Here is a 20552-nt window from a genome sequence, read left to right on the forward strand (position 1 = left end):
GTCATCTATTCACAAAATATAGATATAAATGGCCATTACTGGCCATTTAGGAGCAAAAGTATTCACATTATTTTTTCTGGTCAGTCCAGAGAAGGCTACCAATTGCGGGTAATAACAACACTGCACCTAACATATTCACTAAAAACATGAAGGTTAATAGTATACCCATATCAACTTGGAATTTAAGATCTGAGAATATCCAAGTGCTCACACCAATAGCTAATGTAATACCAGTAAATAGAACCGCGCTGCCACGCTCAACAAGCGCATTACGATAAGCAACACTAAGCGGTACGTTTTGCTTAAGCTGCCCCATCATCGACGACAGTATATAAATACCGTAATCAACACCAATGCCTACACCTAATGCAATTACAGGTAAAGTAGAAACTGTTAAGCCTATTTCCAGCTGTACCATAAGTGCTTGGGCAAGGGTTGATACAATATAAAGCGGTAATACTACGGCTACTGTTGCTTTTACGCTTCTAAAGCTCATTAAACATAAAATAATAACGGCACCATAAACGTAAAGCATCATGGGTATTTGTGCTTCTGATACAGACTCATTAGTAGCCGCCATTACGCCCACAGGTCCTGACGCTAATTTAAATGCTAGTTTTTCAGTGCCCTCTTCTTGTGCAAATTGCTTAACACTCTTAATTACGGTATCGATAGTTTGTGCTTTATGATCATCTAAGAATATAATCACTGGCATAACTGAACAATCACCGTTAAGTAAGCCTGTACTAGTTTCAACTCGAGACGTTGACTGTACTAAGCTTGCTGAATTTCGTGGCAAACTCTGCCATTTTAAATTGCCTTCGTTGTAGCCCGCGTTAACCGATTGAGCTACAGAGCTCAAACTTACAGCAGACTGCACACCGGCCACATTCTCAACTTTGTATTGAAAACGGCTTATACGCTCCATCACATCATGCTCAGTACATGCTGCAGGATACGCCTCTACAATTACTTTTAAAATATCAGACGAGATAGTGTACTTATCCGAAATTAAAAACGTGTCTTGGTTATAACGGGCATCTTGATGCAGAGATGGCGCGCCTGCGTGTAAGTCACCTATACGCATTTTATCTGCTTGCCAGTAGCCTAGAGCAAATAAAACAAGGGTAAAACCGATAATCATTTTAGCGATTTTAGGATCGGTTGCTTTTACTAAAATGTCTCTGATCTTATCAAGTATATTAGGCTTCTCAGCATCACCAGATTGAATATGTACACTGTTTTCAAAGTTCATGTACGACGCCCAAACTGGCAGCAAAATTAAATTTGTAAATATAATTACTGCCACACCTAAACTCGCTGTAATAGCAAGTTCGCGGATAATACCAATATCAATAGTAAGTAATGTTAAAAAGCCTACGGTATCTGAAAGCAGTGCAATACCACCAGGTATTAATAAAGCCCTGAAACTTGACTGACAACAAATTCGCGTACTTTTTCCTTCACCTACTTTTTTGCCAATCGCATTGATCATCTGCACACCATGGCTTACACCAATAGCAAACACTAAAAACGGCACCAAAATGGACATAGGGTCTAGTCCAAACCCTAAACTTGAAAGCAGGCCTAATTGCCAAATAACAGCAATAATAGAACACGCGATTGGCAAAATAGTTAGCTTTAAACTGCCACAAAATAGCCAAACCATAATAAAGGTAAAGGCGATAGCAATGGCAAAAAATACGACTACCCCTTTTGCGCCTTCAGCTATATCACCAGCCATTTTTGCAAAGCCAATAATATGAATACTTACTTTGTCTGTACTTAAAGGCTCTCTTAAATCACTTTCTAGCTTTTGTGCAAAAGCTAATGTGTCTAATTTTTGCTGTGTTTGAGGATCTGTTTCTAAAAGTTGAGCCGTTACCATTGCACAAGAGTAATCGCTGGCAATCATACGCCCTACAACTTTTGCTTTTTCAATGTTTTCCTTTACTACACCTAATCCACGCGTATCTGCTTTAAAGTTTGCAGGAATAATTGGACCACCGGCAAAGCCATCCTCTACTACTTCTACAAAGCGAGCACTAGGTGAAAATATAGAATTCACTAAAGGACGATTTACACCAGGAATAAAATAAAGCTGATCGTGAACCGCTTTTAATTGAGTAAAAAATTCTGGATTAAATATATCTCCGCTGTCGTCACATACTGAAATTAAAATACTGTTTGCACCACCAAACTGTTTTTCATGTTTAGTGTATACCTTCATGTAATCGTGATTTAACGGGATATTTTTATTAAACGATGCATCAAGTTGAATTTGAGTCGCTTTAAATACAAGTAAACAGGTTATAAGTGCAAAACTTATAAGCATAATTAAGCGATGTCTAAAAATCGCCTTTTCAATAAAATCGAGTAACTTATGCATTAAGGGGTTAACTCCTTCACTTTAATGCCATCTTCTGTAGCCATGATCAATCTGTTATCTAAAATTACACCATCAAGAATCGCTTTACCGTCAGCAAGCTGCTCATGGGTGAGTAACCCATCTTGAAGATGAAAAATAACGCCACTATTAGCGAGCATGAGCCATTGTTTGTTATTATAATTAATGATGTTGTTAATCGTCGCTGTTTTAACATTTTCAAAATGCTGCCACTGCTTTTCGCCACTTTGCTTTGCAAAAACATTACCTCGTAGCCCCGCCACAATTTCTTGAGTGCTATCAGAGGCAACTGCAAAGAATGAACCGGGATAAACTTCTTCTATTCTTTGCCAAGTTTGACCATCGTCAACGCTTCTGGCCATTAAACCCATTTCACCAACGAGCATTAATCCATTGTCTGTTTTTTCTATACGATTAAAGTGCGGTAAGATAGAAGCAGTTTCCGCTTCGTATCCTTGTGGGTCATTTTCTTTTAAATCGTTTAAGTAATCACGATCATCACTAAAAAGTAGCGAATCTAAAAAGCGTTTTTGCCAATGTTGACCACCGTCTGTAGTTTGATAAAACATGCCATATGCGCCAACTGCAAAACCTTTTAAGTCATCTTCAAATAAAATATCTAAACATGGTTTGTCTAATTCAGGTAATGCTTGTTGTAGCTGCCAATTAACGCCACCGTCAGTAGTATTTATGATTGTTGCATCGTGGCCACACGCCCATCCATTATTTTCGTTACTAAAATCAACGGCAGTTAAGAGCACTTGAGTTGGAACTAGCTCAGCTTGTTGCCATGAATCACCCGATGTACTTTTAATAACAGTACCGTGTTTACCAACAGCAATTAAGCCATTACCCGTGTTAGTTATATCGGTGAGTAAGGTTTTAGCTGCATTTGTTGCACTGATTGCATAGTTAGGGGCTTCTTGTGCAACACTCGCACCGCTTATTATCAGGCTGGCATATACCAAATACTTCATAAATTTTAATCGCCTTGTACGAGAGAGTTGTTTGTCTTTTTACTAGGGAGTGCGTTGCGCGCTGTAAGACAAACGCGATGAGAAAGGAAAAGGCACTTAACATATTGTTAAGTGCCTAGTTTAATACTATCTACCTGCGCGACGTAAAGCGCTTGAAGTAAATTCGTTATCGTTAAACGACTGTGAAAAATCGTACATTTTTTCTTGGTTATCTAAACCAATTGCTAAATAACGACGAGAATTCAAATCATGATAAACCTCAAGGGTACTCCACTGTGTAGGAACTTCGTAATAGTTAAGGCCATAAGCCATGGCTACACGGTAAAGTTGGTCGCGGTTATCATAAATATCAGTTACCTGTACTTGCCAGCTATCTTCATCAATGTAAAACACACGCTTTTTATAGATATGGCGTGTATCATCTTTTAAGTTAGCTTCAACAACCCAAACACGATGTTTTTCGTAACGTGTATGTTCTGGGTTAATATGGCCAGGCATTAAAATATCATCGTACTCTAGCTTGTCGCTATGAAGTTTATAGCTGTTGTAAGGTATGTATAACTCTTGCTTACCTTTTAGCGTCCAGTTGTAACGATTTGGTGAGCCATTAAACATATCAAAATCATCGGTAGTGCGCAGGCTATCTGCAGCTGTGCCTGGTGCATCATATGCAACATTAGGTGCACGACGAACACGACGTTGCCCCGAGTTATAAGTCCATGCTTGGCGCGGCGTTAATATTTGGTCCATTGTTTCATGAACTAATAATGCAGTACCAGCTAAACGTGCAGGCTCTGTAACGCTTTGTTTAAACTTAAACAAAATGTTTGAGTCTTGTAGCTCTGCTGGTGTAGCGCTTGGGTCTGAGTATTTAACTAATAGCTGCTCATCAAAACCAACATAGTTGTAAGAGCCAGATGCAGTCGGTGCAGCTTGACCACCAAAGCGCTCAATAGACTGGCCACGGTAACGTAATAAGTGATTCCAAATTGCCTCTAAACCTGTTTTAGGAATAGGGAAAGGAATACCTATCGCGGTATTTTTAATACCGTTACCGCCTTCGATTAATTCAGCAGTCGGTGCAAACTTTTTAGTCGCGTCATAAACAAACTGAGGGTACGAAGCTGAGCGGCGTGTTTCATACACTGGCATTTTAAATGTGTCTGGGTATGCTTCAAATAAAGCAATTTGACCCGGACTTAAATTGGCTTTGTACTTTTCAATATTACTTTTATCGATAGTGAAAAGCACTTTATCAGCTGTAAATGGGTCAAGATGATGCATACCAGCTTCATAACCTGCAGGCGCTGTTGTAATTCCGTTATTCCACGCTGGAATAGAACCATCAGCATTCGCAGCTTTTTCTGCACCCATTGGCGTTAAGTTTTGACCTAATTGAGCAACTTCATCAGCGCTTAATTTAGCCAAAGCTGCGCTGCTTGCAAACAAACTACAAAATGCTGTAGCGATGAGGGTAGGTTTTTTAATCATAGTAATGTTACCCCTAAATAGAATATTTTAAGTTAAAAGAAACGTAATCGCGGTCTGAGAATGTATTAACACCGCCACCGCCCCAAAACGAGTTATAGCTCACATCAAGTGACCACGCATTTTGGTAGTTAAAGTTCATCGTAGCACCTAAAGATTTACGATCTTCAATAAATAAGAACATAGGATCTGGTGTATTACCGTTTACGTCATGAGAAAATACAAAACGTGGTGAAAAGTTAATACCTTTGTAAAAGTTGAAGTAATCGCCTTTAGCAATTAGGCGGTAACCCCAAGAAGATGCTGTAGCGAATGATTTTTCTTCAGCGCCATTTGAAAGACCAAGTTGCAATGTTGAATAATCAGTAGTACCTGGGCCTGTTATTGTGCCACTACGGCCAGTGCCTGATACATTTAAACGCATTTCGTCATAGTCAGGCATATCGTGAATTTTAACTACACCCACTTCACCAACTACAGCCCAGCTATCAGCACCTAATGAAGGACCAAATAAATGTGTTGCTGTAAATTGAATTTGTGATGTATCACGTTCAATGTAGCCTTTGGCAACTTCACCTGCACCAACTGAGCTTACCGCATCGCCTATACTCATTTGCGAAATACCCGCAAAATCAGGACGAATACCAGCAACCGCCAATTGCTCAGGCATAGCTGTGTAAAGTAACTCTACGTCATCAATTTGTAGCGGTTCATCTTGGCGAAAAGCAAATTCACCCGCGAAGGCTGTTTCGCCAATAGTCGTATTAAAACTTAAACCATATAACTTAATATCTTCAGGGTACTCGTTTTCAGCTTTAGAAAAAGCAGTTAAATCAGCAACATTATCTGACGTGATTTCTGTTGTCATGATCATAGCTAAATCTTGGGCAATTGCAGCTTGTGAAAAGTTTGATACGCGACCAGATATAAGCGGACGACGGCTATGATAATTCACGTGATAGAGTGCAATTTCAGTATCATTAAATTCAGGTAAAAATACACCTAAACGTAAACCATACTGACCGCCATCTTCAGGCTCTGTTTTACCATTATCTCCTTTACCTTTTAAAGCAACTTTAGTTGGGTATGCAAGATACATTTGAGCTAATAAAGCACTTCCTTCTGCACTTGAAGGATCAATACCTTGTGCTGCTGCGGCCAATGCAAAATCAGATGTTAAGTTATTCAAGCTATCTGTTAAAAAAGCGACATCAATATCAGGATTAGACGTAAAACCTAATTGAACATTCTGCTGATAACCATTTTCTGCTGCAAAGTCATTAGTCGAAAAATACGTACCAGCTGCTGGTAAACGCGTTTCTTGCCATTGGTATTGGTAGAAACCTTCAAGGGTAATGTTGTCAGTAATGCCAAGCGATGCCCAAAGCATGCCTACAGGTATGAATGCTTCTTTAAGCTCAGCACCTGGCGCTTTCAATCGGTCAATATCAACTGGGTTTACGTTAATACCATGAGATATAAGTGTACTCTCACCCCAGTTAACTACTTGTTGACCTAAACGGACAGATAAAGGGTTATTACCATCATTTAAATCAAAATCAGCCCACACAAACGCATCTAATAAACGAATATCTGCACAGCTTTGCGCTTTAGTGTCTTTATCATCACACGGATCAACCCCCTGCCCTGATGTAGGATTTGAATATGCATGATAGCCATCCATCAACGCAAAGTCATAAAAATACATGAAGCGAGTGAACAAACCGTAGTTATCTTTATTTATTGAAAGGTCGTGTGTTCCCTTCAAAAGTTTTGAAAATGAGTCACCACTGTCAAAATTTAAATTACCAGCATCACCATTATTTGAATAAGAGCCAGGTTGAGCCCATACATCTTGAGATGAGTAAATAGTGTTGTTTAGCGCAGGGTTGTAACCTGTCCAATCAAATGCCGGATTGTTACTTTTACCAATTAGGCTAAAGTCTCTGTCTTCTACGCGAACACTTTGCCCATATGAAAAGGTTGAATCGAAGGTAATGTCAAAACCTCCAGCTTCAAATGTTACAGCTTGTGTACTTGCTGCAGATAAACCTAAGCTAGCGGCTGCTATACCTATAGCGATTCTATTTTTAACAAAAAGCGATCTTCTTATCATTTTGGTTCCCCCCTGTCGCGGGTCATTTTGTGTGATCAAGTTATTGTTTTTAGTGTAATCATAACGATAGAAGCGAATCAGTGAAATTACAAATACTCGCTCTAATCTTCCGTATACTTTATGTTTTGGTTGACGCTTACGTATTGGTAAGACGTCGTACCAGATAATTTATACACGTAATTTAACAATAGGACAAATTGAAATTAACAAAAATACAATATTTTTATGTATATATAACATAAAAACCGAGTGTCAGGCCACTCGCTCTAGGCGGATAAACTTGTTTTCGGGGGTTAATAAGAGTCTAAAACGGCCACGTACACCTAAACTTGAAATGAAGGGCCTCAAATGTGTAGCAGCAAAACGAATCGTTTTACCACCATCTTCTACAACTTGTAAAGAGCTAAAACGGCCATGGTAGTAATCCATGCACTCGTTATAGCTCAATCTTAAGGTAAAATAATACTCAATCATTTATGCGAGCGCTTTTTCAACCTTTTCATACAAATCAGCACTTAGCCCATCTAGATTAGCTAAGCGTTGTAATTGCAGTTTCATTGCTTGAGAGCGAACATCATCGTAACGCTTCCATGACATGAACGGTGTTAGCATACGAGACGCATTTTGTGGATTAATTGCATTAAGTTTTATTAACAAGTCACCTAATAACGTATAGCCTTGGGCATCTGAGCGATGAAATTGTGCTGTATTAAAGTGACTAAAGCTTCCTACAAGTGCACGTACACGGTTCGGGTTTGAAAAATCAAAACACGGATGTTCGTAAAGTGCCTTAATATTATCTATAGCTTTATTGCCTGACTGCATAGCTTGCAGTGCAAACCACTTATCCATCACTAAAACATCATGGCGCCATTGACTATCAAAATGATTCAAAAGCTCTTCTTGTATAGGGTGGGATGCTTTTACCACTGCGCTTAGTGCACCAAGTACATTGGTCATATTAGTCGAACTTGCGGCTTCTTTAATAAAACTTACAGCCTCTGGCTTTTGAGTTTTAGCCAAATAATGCAAGCATATTTGTTTTAAAGCGCGTTTAGCAACGGAGCTTGCACTTATACTGCCATCATCTTCAAGAGATTCGTAACAAGCAAGCAGTTCATCAGCAAGTTCGTCAGCAATTTGTTGCTCAAACTTTTCTGTTATTTCAATAATCTCATCAACAGGTATTACTTCAAATTCAGCGGCTAATGTATCAAAACTTGGCAGTTTAAACAGCTCTGCAATTAAGGCTAAATCACCCTCTTTGGTATTTATAAGTACACGTAGCGCATTTATAGTTTCGCTGCTTAACATGCTATTAGTTGTATCGGTAATCTGAGACTTAATCGCCTTAATAAATAGCTGCTGTTGTGCATCCCAACGTGAAAAATCACTGCGTGCAAAACGCATAATATGTAATAGTTCGGGCTCTGTTGTTTGCTGATTTAAAATACAAGGTGCAGAAAAATCTTCGAGTAAAACCGCAACAGGCTTTTCTAAGATATTATCAAAGCTAAATGTTTGAGTCGTACTTGTTACATCAAGCACATGATCTAGTTTTTTACCATTATATTGCGGAGCAATACTTTTCCCATTCGCATCAAGTAGTTCAATAGCAAAAGGTATATGAAGTGGTTTATTGTCTGGCTGATTGTCCGGTGCTGCTTGTTCTATTGTCAATGTATACGTATTTGAACTGCTATCAAAATGTTGTATTGCATTTAAGCGCGGTGTACCCGATTGGCTATACCACAGCTTAAATTGCTCTAAATTAACACCTGATGCATCGCTCATTGCACTGACAAAGTCATCACATGTTACTGCTTGCCCATCGTGGCGCTCAAAGTAAAGTGTCATCCCTTTTTGAAAATTAGTTTCACCCAGTAACGTGTGCATCATACGGATAACTTCAGCACCTTTATCGTATACTGTTACAGTATAAAAGTTATTCATTTCAATAACTTTTTCAGGACGAATTGGATGCGCCATAGGGCCTGCATCTTCGCTAAACTGATGCGTACGCATTACTTTAACTGCATCAATTCGGTTAAGTGCACGAGAGCCTAAATCACTACTAAACTCTTGGTCTCTAAATACGGTTAACCCTTCTTTTAGCGATAACTGAAACCAATCTCGGCACGTTACACGATTGCCCGTCCAGTTATGAAAATATTCGTGCCCTACAATGGATTCAATCGTATGGTAGTCTTTGTCTGTCGCTGTTTCTTGATTGGCTAATACACATTTACTATTAAAAACGTTTAGCCCTTTATTTTCCATCGCGCCCATGTTGAAAAAATCGACGGCAACAATCATATAAATATCAAGGTCATACTCTAAATTAAAGCGTTCTTCATCCCATTGCATTGCTTTTTTAAGTGAAGCAATAGCATGAGGTGTTTTAGATAAATTACCCTTATCAACAAATAATGCTAACTCTACGTCTTTGCCGCTTTTAGTCGTGTACGTATCTTTCAAAACATCAAAATCGCCCGCTACAAGTGCAAATAAATAGCTCGGTTTTTTAAATGGGTCTTGCCATTTCACAAAATGACGACCATCTGATGTTTCACCGCTATCTACTTGATTACCATTAGAAAGAAGTTGTAGATACTTTTTATCCGCAATAATAGTTACATCAAACGTGGCAAGTACGTCAGGGCGATCCATGTAATAGGTGATTTTTCTAAACCCCTGCGCTTCGCACTGTGTGCAATACGCACCGCCCGATAAATATAAACCTTCTAAAGAAGTATTCGTCTCAGGTGATATCTCGGTCACAATACTTAATTGGCAACTATCCGGTAGGTTATTAATTATTAGCTGCTCACCAACAATTTCATAATCCGTTATATCAACTGTATCAACAGATAAAGACAGTAAACGCAAATCAATACCATCAAGCACTAAAGGTGCTTTTTTATCACCAACTCGGGTAAGTGTTAGTAAAGAGCTTACTTTGGTTGATAAAGGCTGTAAGTCAAATGTTAGCTCTGTGTGGTCAATTAAAAAGTCAGGAGCTTTATAGTCTTTAAGATATTGTGCTTGGGGTTTACTTGATTCAGTCATAGATACTCCAAAGCAGCTCCTTTTAAGTTAAAAGGAGCTGCTTAAAATTAGGCAGATTGTTTTGGCTTAATACGTAAAATTTTAATGCCTAAGTAGGCATAAACAACCGCTAAAACAGGGTTAATTAAGTTAAAGAAAGCATAGAGTGCATAATCAAAAGGGTTTATAAGTAAAACGCTTTGCATGTATGCGCCACACGTATTCCATGGAATTAGTGGGCTAGTAATTGTACCGCCATCTTCCAATGTACGAGATAAGTTAACAGGCTTCAAACCACGTTTTTCGTATTCATCTTTAAACATACGTCCCGGTACAACAATCGCTATATATTGATCGGCCGCTATTACGTTAGTTCCTATACACGTAGCTATTGTCGCCGCAATTAACGACCCCGTGCTTTTAGCTATTTTAAGTATGCTTTTTACAAAAATATCCAAAAGACCTGTTTTTTCCATAATGGCACCAAACATCAGTGCAGTCATAATCAGCCATGTAGTTGTAAGCATACCAGCCATACCGCCACCGCTGAGTAAGGAATCCATCTTATCATCGCCGGTACTTATGCTAAAACCATCAAAGAAAGTAGTCCAAACAAGTTTGAAGTAGCCAACTAGCTGTCCTTGAGAAACATCAATTTGGCTAGCAATTAGATCAGACTGAAACAACATAGCCCAAACAGCGCCCACAACAGCACCAATTGAGATAGCAGGAAATGCTGGCATTTTTTTAATAGCTAAAACTAAAAGTACGATTAACGGGATCAGCATTTCAAAACCAATATTAAAGTTTTGCTGTAAAATAGCCGTTATTTCATCAATGCGCCCTGCTTCGCTTGAAGCTGTTGCATTAAAGCCCATGAATATAAATATAATTAGTGCAATTACAAAACTCGGTACTGTCGTCCACAGCATATGTTGAATATGCTCAAACAAATCAGCGCCAACAACTGCTGGTGCTAGATTGGTTGTTTCTGACAGCGGGCTTAGCTTATCACCAAAGTACGCGCCAGATATAACTGCACCTGCGGTTACTGTTTGCTCAAGTCCAAGACCCGTAGCAACACCCAATAAAGCAACACCTATCGTAGCAGCCGTGGTCCAAGAACTACCAATACTCATTGCTACAATGCCACAAATTAAACAACTCGCTGCATAAAACCAACTTGGATTTATAACTTGTAAGCCATAATAAATTAGAGTTGGTACAGTCCCAGAAAGTAGCCAAGTACCAATTAATGCACCTACCATAAGTAAAATTAAAATAGCACCAAGTGAAAGCGTTATGCCTTCTATCATAGCTTGTTCTAATTTTTTCCATGTGTAACCGTTTTTAAGACCAATTAAAGCCGCTGCAAAAGTGGCAAATAAAAGTGCTATTTGGTTAGGACCGGATGAAGAGTTGTCACCGAATAAGTATACAGCCGCGCCAAGTAAACAGATTAATACAGAGATAGGAATTAATGCATCAAAAAACGAGGCAGGTTTGATTGGTTTATCTTCCAATGGCTTCAAAATAGAGACTCCTACACACACTTGCTGTGTGTTTAATTATTATTTTTAGCACGTAAAGCGCATTAATTGAGCGTCATTAATCCAGCTCAAGTTTATGTAATCGAAGATTATAACAATTTAGTAAATTTTAGGTAGTAAAAAAGGCGCCAATGCGCCTTTTTTACAGAGGTAAAACCAGTTATTACTTTTTAGCTATACGACCATAATTAATATAATCTTGAGTAATTAATGCAGCCTCTTCCAAAAATGGGTCAAGCTCTTCGATTACTTCTGGTATATCGTCTAAGTTTTCTACCGGATCTTTACCTAAACGCTTAAGACGTTCGTTAGTACGTACAAGTGCACGTGCTTCACCTTCATCTTTTTCTTTAATACGGTCTGCTTCAACTAAAGAGATAGTTTTACGGTCTTTCTCTTCGTTGTATAAGGTAATGTCATTAAATACATAACCAAATTCTGGCTCTGATTTAATTCGTACTTCGTGTTGTTTTTCAAGGTACGTAATAATAGGTGTTAAATTACCTAGTTTTTTATATTTCGCTTTAACAATGCTGTCCCAAGGAAGTGCATTATCTTGCTTACTTTCGCCCCACTGTGCAGGATCAATTGCTGATGGAAACGAAATATCAGGGATAACACCTTTATGTTGCGTGCTACCACCGTTAATACGATAAAACTTAGCAATAGTATACTGTACACTGCCTAGCGCATTATCGTATAGGTCATAAGCACGGCCTAAGCCTTTGTGCTGCTGTACAGTACCCTTACCAAATGTTTGCTCACCAATAATTACAGCGCGACCGTAATCTTGCATTGCTGCTGCGAATATTTCAGAAGCAGATGCACTGTAACGATCAACTAACACAGTTAAAGGGCCGTCATAGTAAGTTATACCATCACGATCTTTTTGCTCTTCTATACGGTTATTTAAGGTATGAATTTGAACAACTGGGCCCTGGTCAAAAAATAAACCTGACAATTGTGTTGCTTCATATAATGAACCACCACCATTTTGGCGCAAGTCGATAATAATGCCATCAACCTTTTCTTCTTTAAGCTTGGCAAGTTCTACTTTTACATCTTTCGAAAGATTATTGTAAAAGCCAGGAATTTCAATCACCCCAATTTTACTTGTTAAATCAGAATATTTTGCTTCAAATACTTCTGATTTAGCCGCTCTATCTTCAAGTCTGATTTTATCGCGAGTAATTTCTACAACTTTCGGAGCGCCGTGAGCATCAACACCTTTTAAATACTGTAAACGTACTTTAGTCCCTTTAGGACCTTTAATTAAATCAACTACATCATCTAAACGCCAGCCAATTACATCTACAAACTCTTCGCCATCTTGAGCAACACCAATAATGCGATCATCAGCTTTAATTTGATCTGTTTTATCTGCAGGGCCTCCCGGCACTAAGCTGCGAATAACAGTGTAATCTTCATCAGGGCTTAATACGGCACCAATGCCCTCAAGCTCTAAGTCCATATCCATTTTGAATTGCTCTGCACGACGTGGCGATAAATAAGACGTATGCGCCTCAATGCTGCGTGCTAGCGAATTCATAACAATTTGAAAAGCATCTTCTGAATTTGATTGTACTAAACGTTTTTCTGCATTTTTGTAGCGTTTGGTCAGCACCTCTTTAATGCCTTCCCAATCTTTACCCGTCATTTTTAAACGCAGTGCGTCGTACTTTACACGCTCACGCCAAATTTCATCAAGCTCAGCTTGTGACGCAGGCCATGCTGAATCTTCGCGGTCAAAAAAGTATTCATCTTCTTTATCAAACGTCATCTCTTTTTCAAGCAGAGTAAGTGAATACTCGTAACGTTCAAAACGGCGTTTAAGACTTAAGTTAAAAATATCAAACGTAAAGTCTAATTTACCGGTAGTAATAGCGTTATCAAAGTCATCACGATATTGCTCAAATGAGGCTATATCGCTGGCTAAGAAAACGCTTTTATTAAAATCAAGGGATTCGATATAACGATCGTACACTTTACTAGAAAGCTCATCGTTAAATTGAACCGGTGTATAGTGTGAACGAGCAAATAAGCTAGCCACTCGTTTGCTAGCAGTACCATGTTGACTCTCTTGCTTGAGCTGGGGTAAATCGTCAATAGTGACGGCTTCTACAGCAGCAAATAATGAACCTGAAAACAGGGCAGCAACTAACGGAATGAGCGTAAACTTTTTACTCATACACAACTCCTTAATTTATTTACAACTTAAACAATGTATAAGCTGTCAGCTTTGGTTTTAACTTGCATACCTGTTACTAACTCAACATGAACATCATCTTTGTTCACTTCAGTTATTACTGCATTTACAAGTGCTTGGCCAAGTTTAACCTTAACCTTATTATTAACCTTGACCTCAGTTGCTGGCAAAGGTTCAATTTTTCCTGAACGCTTAGCCGGCGCTGCTTTAGCAGGTTTGTTAGCTGCAGGAGCGTTTTTATCGCCTGGTTTGCTAGCATGAGCTGGTTTTTTCTTGAAAGATTTAGAATCAGAATCTTGGCGAGGACGCTGTTGTTTTTTGCGTTTAGCCATTTTAGCGCGGCTTTCTTCCAATGCTTTTTGTGCATGGTCGATATGCTCTTGCTCAACTTTTTCACCTTGATTACCATCAAGATCAATACGAAACTCTGACTTGGTCACAGCTTCTAAATAACGCCAGTTAGACGTGTATTTTCTAAGCGCTTGACGAACTTGAGTCTTACTTACTTTTTCAGACCCTTCAATACGCTCAGCAATATCTTTAAAAATACCTACTTTAAGCGGCTTGATGCCATCTTTTTGTTTAAAACATTGTGGGAATTCTTGATATAAAAATTCCAACACTTCATTAATATCTTTTAGCTTGTTTGTGGTTTCCATTTTAGAACCTATTTTTCACATCTTTTCATCAAGGGACGAATCGACGTAGTGTGTTACCCAGTCGACCAACTCTTCGAAATCGGCTTCTATAACAGCCATATCACCTCGAAGGTGTTCCCAAATACCATTTATTGTTTCATCAATAAATTCACATTCTGAATCATCTGGAAGACGATCCCATGCAATATGAATCAAATCATTGAGCGTTTCCGCTACATGTTCTTCTTCGCCTTCCCAATCGCCAACATCTTGTACAGCAAATAGGTAGTCTTGAACATTTAGCAAATCTTTCATTACAAGCTCGCCTCTAAGCATTTTACTAATGCTTCTAGACCGGCTTTATCGTCAGCATCAAATCGACCAATACTCGGACTATCAATGTCTAGTACAGCAAATACTTTACCATGTTTCATGATAGGTACAACCACTTCAGAATTAGACGCTGCATCACAGGCTATGTGGCCGTCAAAAGCGTGAACATCTTCAATTAATTGTGTTTCTACGGTTGCCGCAGCAGTTCCGCATACACCTTTTCCTACTGGAATACGAATGCATGCAGGGTTACCTTGAAACGGACCAAGTACTAATTCAGTAGGAGAATCCATAAAGTAAAAGCCCGCCCAATTTACATCCTCTAAAGAGGTAAATAACAGCGCGCTTATGTTTGCCATATTGGCAATTACATTGGATTCACCAGCTATCAGCGATTCAGTTTGCTTAACTAATGACTGGTAAAAATCGTGCTTTTGCATACCAAACTACTTCTTATTAAACATACAGTAGCTAAAGGTACTCTTTGTCGTGAAAAATTGGAACCTTTTGGAGGTAAAAAAAAGGAAATCACACCGTTTATCAGTGCGCTTGGTTAATAATGCTGCGATTATTTTTTTGCCGTTTTACGAAGACCAAACAAAAACAGCCCAGCAGCGAATGCTGACATTACACTATTGATCAAAAATATCTCCCCTGTTGTGGCACTTAATAAGTAACTAAATATCGCTCCGCCTAGTAGTCCAAGAGTTAATACCCCTGAATAATTAACTTTAGAATACTTAAACATGAGTAAATACCCAGGCACAACAAAAGCAGCCATTGTTAAGCCTACTATGTGTGCATTTGATATAGCAGTCATTAATAAGGTAAGAAATATTGATACAAACTCGCCTTCAAGCGTAAGTGAGTAATAAACACCAAGTAAACTGCCTACAATAACAGGCGATAATAACGAAAGCCCTACGCTTTTTGCTAGCTGATGTTTCATTTAAAATCCTTAATACACAAATCTAAATTCTATGTATAAAGCATGCACCAAGATCTAAAGGTTAGAAACAGAGACTATGGTCGTAATTTATGATTAAAAATAAACCTTATTGCAGTATGAGCCTATTACTTTATTAATAGGCTCATAAGTTTGGGTCACACTTATCAAAATGTTTATAACTTAGCTATTTTATTTGATAACTCAAAATGGCTAGATGTTACTATTTCCTCAAGCACTGCCACCCTTTTGCTCAACATCGCTGTTTGTTCCTCTAATTTTGTTATCTTGTTATTATTATTTAGTCCTTTAAATTTTGCGTGCGCTGCCATTATTGTAGTTTTATAGGTGAAATAACGTTTAGTAATAGTAAGAATCAAAAAGGGTGAGCTAAATATAATTATTACAATAAATAATTCTAGCATGGTCGTTTCCCACTCAGTTTAAGTTAGCTTGTTGCGTGTAAAGGCCATTTTTAGTGCATTGAAATAATTTTGATAATGTAACTTCGCGCTGCTTTCCTCGTCGAATTAGCATCTCAACATACACAATACTTAACACAATGGCTGTTGCTTTAAATAAGTTACCTTGTAGATCACCTACTGCGCCACCCGACATACCAAATATTCCGTAAGCTGCATTCATAAAAATATGCATCCACATAGGAAACCAAATACGATAACCACATTCACAATATAGCCACGCAAACCATGTACCTGCTACAGTAGTGATTGCAACCGCCATCAATGCAGAAATCGCATCATTGCCTTGATAAATATGGCCCAGACCAAATATTACTGAACTAATTAATGCCGCAGGCACAAAGCCCCATCTACAATATTTAAATAAAACACCAAACAATGCAGCCCTAAAAATTAGCTCTTCAAAAAACCCCGCATAAACTGAGCCAGTTATTATTGCTGGTATTGATAGGTTAAGTTCATCACTCAAAAATCCATAACCTATTGCCATTGGAGTACAACAAATAATTGCTGCGAGTGCATAGTTAATAAAACCAGAGGAATTAAGCCCTATAGATTCAAAAGGCTTACTTTGTTTAAACAAAATAATAGCCGCAATAACTAACGGTCCATATAAAAAAATATATTTAGCGGGGGTAAATAAAATGCCAGTTAGATTATCAAGTTCAGACAACCAGCTAGACCAACCTTCTCCCCAAAACTGCCTCATTACATAGTGGCAAAATACAAATATAGAAATTATTACAAATGCCTTGATAGCGTATTTCATATCTACTTTTCTCGTTAAGTTGTAAATTTCAACTTAATCTTGGCAATAGTAAAAATACAAAGCGACCTATTAGGTCTCAATTACAAGACGAGGTATAAAGCCCATGTTTTAGGGGGGATTAACATGTTTTTGGGATTAATGACAAAGCATCTTTTATTACTTTTACATAAGAACGAGACACAGGAATTTTAATATCAATTGTATGTAGCGATAATTGCAACCCTCCAGCATTACCACTGTAGTGTTGAATGTTTTGCAGGTTGACCGCATAAGAACGGTGGCATCGTAATATAATTGTTTTTTCTGGAAGCTGCTTTAATAAACCGCTAAGAGATACACGTAATAGTTTACGTGAAGTTGAAGCTCCTTCTTGTATTGTTATTTCACAATAGTTGTCTGAAGATTTAATAAATAAAATATGGTGAGGAGCCGTATTAATTTCGTCGTTTTTGTTATCGCCTTTGAGAGTAATTGTCTTTAACTCAACTTCTCTCAACTGCTCTTGAGCAACGCTAACTGTACTTGGCTTAGTTAAATCTATTACATGCCTATTTACCACAAGTAAAAAAATAAGAGGAAATACACCAATACAAAAAATATACCCTACAAAAAGTAATTGATTCTGCCAATGCCAAGATCCAAGTACAGCAACCACAAAATACCCATGATTGAATATCGCAGTAATTAAAATATATGTGATAGGAATAATAATTAAACGGTTTAATTTACTTAGCTTAAACTTAAGTAACACTATTTCTATGAAACCTGACAATAGCAAAGCACAAAAGGTTACTAACCCATAGCCAAAAAGTCGCAGAAACTTGTAAGACTCGGTATCGCTTGAAGTGCCAAAAGGTTGAAATACAAAAAGTACAAAAAGCGTTATAAACGAAAACATGACGGCACGATATACAACTAACTTTCTCGAATCTAGATCATCTTTGAGCCACAACATCCTATTTTGCATACCTTTAATCCACCAATATTTAAAAATAACACACATTAATATGTGCATTCCAACTCATTTAAAGTTTTTTGTGATGGTAGTTTTATTAAAAACAAAAATAGGAAGAGAACATCAACGTTTTTTAACATCAGAAGATGATGTGTGAGCAATTCTATCTGCTTTTAAGGTTTTACTAATAAGAGATAAGAGATGTAATACCAATTCGCTTAATTAAGTGATCTATTTAGAGGGCGGATAAACGTGTTTACAGCTAGCCAATAAATTCGCTATTTAGTTGTTCAAAATGAGAATTTTTTAACGCAGGGAGCGACACGTTTAGCCACGCAAAATGATTAAGTATTATTGCGGGTTGGTATAAGTGTACTGATATTGTTCCAAACACAAAAAACCCGCTAAGTTAGCGGGCTATTCTGTTATATGGTGGAGAGATAGGGATTTGAACCCTAGATGGGCTATAAACCCATGCCGGTTTTCAAGACCGGTGCATTCGACCACTCTGCCATCTCTCCGATACTGCTAAGTTAAAAGTAAGAGTGTACTAATAACTATTTAAATGAATGATATTTTAATTACCACACACTTATTAAATAAGTGGTGGAGAGATAGGGATTTGAACCCTAGATGGGCTATAAACCCATGCCGGTTTTCAAGACCGGTGCATTCGACCACTCTGCCATCTCTCCGCACGGCCTGCATAATAGGGAAACCCATCCCTTTTGTGAAGCTTTTTTTTAAATTAATTGTTTAAGTGCCTAAAAAACAATTGATTTGTTTAAAGTTAAAACAAAATGTTTTTAATTTAGCCATCAATATACTTTTATTTAAATATTTAACTCTATTGATCTACAAAGGTTTGCCCAAACATATAAGAGTTGGTAATCTAATTTTAGTTAAATTATCGAAACACACACGTTTCACTTAAAGGAGCTCTACAATGGCGTTTAATCAATCGTACAATACCGCGAAACCGGTAATGTCTACCATTGAAACAAACAAGGTACTTAAAAACACCTACTTTTTACTAGCTATGACACTTGCATTTAGTGCAGTTACAGCCGGTATTTCAATGGCACTACAATTACCTTACTTTATGGGAATTGTGTTTACACTCGTTTCGTTCGGTTTATTATTTGTTGTAAATAAAAAAGCAGATACAGCATCTGGTGTATTTTGGGTGTTTGCTTTCACAGGTTTAATGGGGGCAGGCTTAGGTCCATTGCTTAACCATTATGCTGCATTACCTAATGGCCCAATGCTTATTATGCAAGCCTTAGGTTCTACAGCGCTTATCTTTTTTGGTTTATCTGCTTATGCACTAAATACTAAAAAAGACTTCTCATTCATGGGTGGCTTTTTAACTGTTGGCTTAATCGTTGTGATTGTAGCAAGCATCGTTAATATTTTTATTGGCAGTTCATTGATGTTTATGGTGCTTAATGCAGCAGTTGTACTGATTATGTCTGGTTTGATTTTATTTGATACAAGCCGAATCATAAACGGTGGTGAAACTAACTACATTCGCGCAACAGTGTCTTTATACCTAAGCGTATATAACTTATTTACTTCTTTGCTTGCTCTACTTGGCGCAAGTGATGACTAATTAAATAGTTCTGTTAAAATAGCCCCTTTATTGGGGCTTTTTTATTGGAATTGTTTTGGCACGCTTTGTTCTTTCATTACATACACCACCATCCGATCACGATACCACGCAACGCATAGTTAAATTTGCGAATGCATGTTTAGCCCAAGGGCACACCATTGATGCTATTTTTTTATACCAGCAAGGTATTTATCATGCATCTACCCACTTTGATTTATCCTCAGACGAACTTCAAATTTCAGCACTTTGGCAGCAACTCGCTGATCAAAAACTAAATTTAATGCTGTGTGTTACCGCCGCACAAAAGCGCGGGTTAGATATTAAAAACACAGGTGTATTTAAAGTCGCAGGGTTAGCTGAATTTGCAATGCTTGCAAGCGACGCAGATAAATGGGTGCAATTTAAATGATAAACGTATTAGTAATGAGTCAGTGCAGCCCATTTGACGATTTAAATATTCGTGATGCACTAGATATGACATTGATTTTTGCTGCTGTTGACCAAAATGTAAGTTGGTTGTTTAGCGGCCCCGCCGTTTTAGCTTTAAAAAAGCATCAGCAACCAAACAATATTGGCTTAAAAGACCTTTTTAAAAATATTAAAACACTCGAAATTTATGATGTTGAAAACATTTTCGTGTGTGAAAAATCATTGCTTGATTATGGTTTAAATAAACATGATTTACTCATAGAGGCAAAAGCTCTTAACTTTAGTCAACAACAAACACTAATTAAAGCGCAGCAACATGTGGTGAACCTATGAGTACGTTACATATTTTTTCAAAGCCGCTTAACTATTACTCGGCAAATCAGCTTGAGAATTTAATTTTATCAGGCGATAAGGTACTACTTGTTGGTGATGCCTGCTTTGCAAAAAAACAATTTAGGCAATTTGCAGATACACTGTTAATACTTGAACAAGACGCGCAAGTACGTGCAATAAAATTAGCAGATAACGATAAAGCAATTAGCTATGAAGACTTTGTGGCACTCATTTTATCAACTAATCAATCAATTACGTGGTAA

General features: G+C 37.8%; 19 protein-coding genes and 2 tRNA genes. 4 read left to right on the top strand and 17 right to left on the bottom strand.

Annotated elements, in window-relative coordinates:
- Positions 1-67 precede the first annotated feature (67 nt).
- From H5092_RS11980 to H5092_RS12060, 17 genes are all read right to left on the bottom strand, one after another.
- Positions 68-2389, bottom strand: coding sequence for an RND family transporter (locus tag H5092_RS11980; protein ID WP_182711197.1), 2322 nt, complete (start codon positions 2387-2389; stop codon positions 68-70).
- Positions 2389-3384, bottom strand: a complete 996-nt coding sequence (locus tag H5092_RS11985) for a YCF48-related protein (RefSeq protein ID WP_182695649.1) — start codon at positions 3382-3384, stop codon at positions 2389-2391. Before H5092_RS11985 ends, H5092_RS11980 begins: the two co-directional genes overlap by 1 nt.
- A 126-nt stretch (positions 3385-3510) precedes the next feature.
- Complete coding sequence (locus H5092_RS11990; protein ID WP_182733575.1) at positions 3511-4875, bottom strand: DUF1329 domain-containing protein; 1365 nt, start codon at positions 4873-4875, stop codon at positions 3511-3513.
- Between the two features lie 13 nt (positions 4876-4888).
- On the bottom strand, positions 4889-6988 hold the full coding sequence (locus tag H5092_RS11995) for a DUF1302 domain-containing protein (protein WP_182674349.1): 2100 nt from the start codon (positions 6986-6988) through the stop codon (positions 4889-4891).
- A gap of 252 nt (positions 6989-7240) precedes the next feature.
- On the bottom strand, positions 7241-7462 hold the full coding sequence (locus H5092_RS12000) for a DUF2835 family protein (RefSeq protein ID WP_010552655.1): 222 nt from the start codon (positions 7460-7462) through the stop codon (positions 7241-7243).
- Positions 7463-10057: an aminopeptidase N gene (pepN, locus tag H5092_RS12005; protein WP_182733576.1), complete on the bottom strand. Its 2595-nt coding sequence runs from the start codon at positions 10055-10057 to the stop codon at positions 7463-7465.
- A 47-nt stretch (positions 10058-10104) separates the two neighbouring features.
- A complete protein-coding gene (gene nhaC / locus H5092_RS12010; RefSeq protein ID WP_002961908.1) occupies positions 10105-11568 on the bottom strand; it encodes a Na+/H+ antiporter NhaC in 1464 nt (487 codons plus the stop codon).
- 181 nt (positions 11569-11749) lie between these two features.
- Positions 11750-13774 carry a carboxy terminal-processing peptidase gene (gene prc, locus H5092_RS12015; protein ID WP_165723491.1) on the bottom strand — a complete coding sequence of 675 codons (2025 nt, stop codon included), beginning with the start codon at positions 13772-13774 and terminating at the stop codon, positions 11750-11752.
- 26 nt (positions 13775-13800) lie between these two features.
- Positions 13801-14451 (bottom strand): RNA chaperone ProQ, encoded by a 651-nt coding sequence (gene proQ / locus H5092_RS12020; RefSeq protein WP_002961909.1) that lies wholly within the window; start codon positions 14449-14451, stop codon positions 13801-13803.
- 15 nt (positions 14452-14466) lie between these two features.
- Positions 14467-14745 carry a hypothetical protein gene (locus H5092_RS12025; RefSeq protein ID WP_002961910.1) on the bottom strand — a complete coding sequence of 93 codons (279 nt, stop codon included), beginning with the start codon at positions 14743-14745 and terminating at the stop codon, positions 14467-14469.
- Complete coding sequence (locus tag H5092_RS12030; protein ID WP_002961911.1) at positions 14745-15203, bottom strand: GAF domain-containing protein; 459 nt, start codon at positions 15201-15203, stop codon at positions 14745-14747. The genes H5092_RS12025 and H5092_RS12030 overlap by 1 nt, the downstream gene beginning before the upstream one ends.
- A 128-nt stretch (positions 15204-15331) precedes the next feature.
- Positions 15332-15712, bottom strand: a complete 381-nt coding sequence (locus H5092_RS12035; RefSeq protein ID WP_002961912.1) for a hypothetical protein — start codon at positions 15710-15712, stop codon at positions 15332-15334.
- 173 nt (positions 15713-15885) lie between these two features.
- Positions 15886-16134, bottom strand: a complete 249-nt coding sequence (locus H5092_RS12040) for a hypothetical protein (protein ID WP_182719810.1) — start codon at positions 16132-16134, stop codon at positions 15886-15888.
- A gap of 13 nt (positions 16135-16147) precedes the next feature.
- Positions 16148-16960: a CPBP family intramembrane glutamic endopeptidase gene (locus tag H5092_RS12045; protein WP_182733577.1), complete on the bottom strand. Its 813-nt coding sequence runs from the start codon at positions 16958-16960 to the stop codon at positions 16148-16150.
- Positions 16961-17078: 118 nt separating this feature from the next.
- Positions 17079-17975 carry a LytTR family DNA-binding domain-containing protein gene (locus H5092_RS12050; protein WP_259395140.1) on the bottom strand — a complete coding sequence of 299 codons (897 nt, stop codon included), beginning with the start codon at positions 17973-17975 and terminating at the stop codon, positions 17079-17081.
- A gap of 370 nt (positions 17976-18345) precedes the next feature.
- A tRNA-Ser gene (locus tag H5092_RS12055) sits at positions 18346-18436 on the bottom strand.
- Between the two features lie 83 nt (positions 18437-18519).
- Positions 18520-18610, bottom strand: a tRNA-Ser gene (locus tag H5092_RS12060).
- 251 nt (positions 18611-18861) lie between these two features.
- On the opposite strand from H5092_RS12060, the gene H5092_RS12065 reads away from it, so the two are divergent.
- From H5092_RS12065 to H5092_RS12080, 4 genes are read left to right on the top strand one after another with little or no spacing between them, the layout of a single operon-like run.
- Positions 18862-19527: a Bax inhibitor-1/YccA family protein gene (locus tag H5092_RS12065; RefSeq protein WP_008133668.1), complete on the top strand. Its 666-nt coding sequence runs from the start codon at positions 18862-18864 to the stop codon at positions 19525-19527.
- 55 nt (positions 19528-19582) lie between these two features.
- A complete protein-coding gene (gene tusD, locus H5092_RS12070) occupies positions 19583-19936 on the top strand; it encodes a sulfurtransferase complex subunit TusD (RefSeq protein WP_024596911.1) in 354 nt (117 codons plus the stop codon).
- Positions 19933-20289, top strand: coding sequence for a sulfurtransferase complex subunit TusC (gene tusC / locus H5092_RS12075; RefSeq protein WP_182696472.1), 357 nt, complete (start codon positions 19933-19935; stop codon positions 20287-20289). The genes tusD and tusC overlap by 4 nt, the downstream gene beginning before the upstream one ends.
- Entirely contained in the window at positions 20286-20552 is a 267-nt protein-coding gene (locus tag H5092_RS12080) for a DsrH/TusB family sulfur metabolism protein (protein ID WP_182733578.1), read from the top strand. Before tusC ends, H5092_RS12080 begins: the two co-directional genes overlap by 4 nt.

Origin of the sequence: Pseudoalteromonas sp. SR41-7 (genome assembly GCF_014163935.1) — a bacterium.
Lineage (GTDB): Bacteria > Pseudomonadota > Gammaproteobacteria > Enterobacterales > Alteromonadaceae > Pseudoalteromonas > Pseudoalteromonas distincta.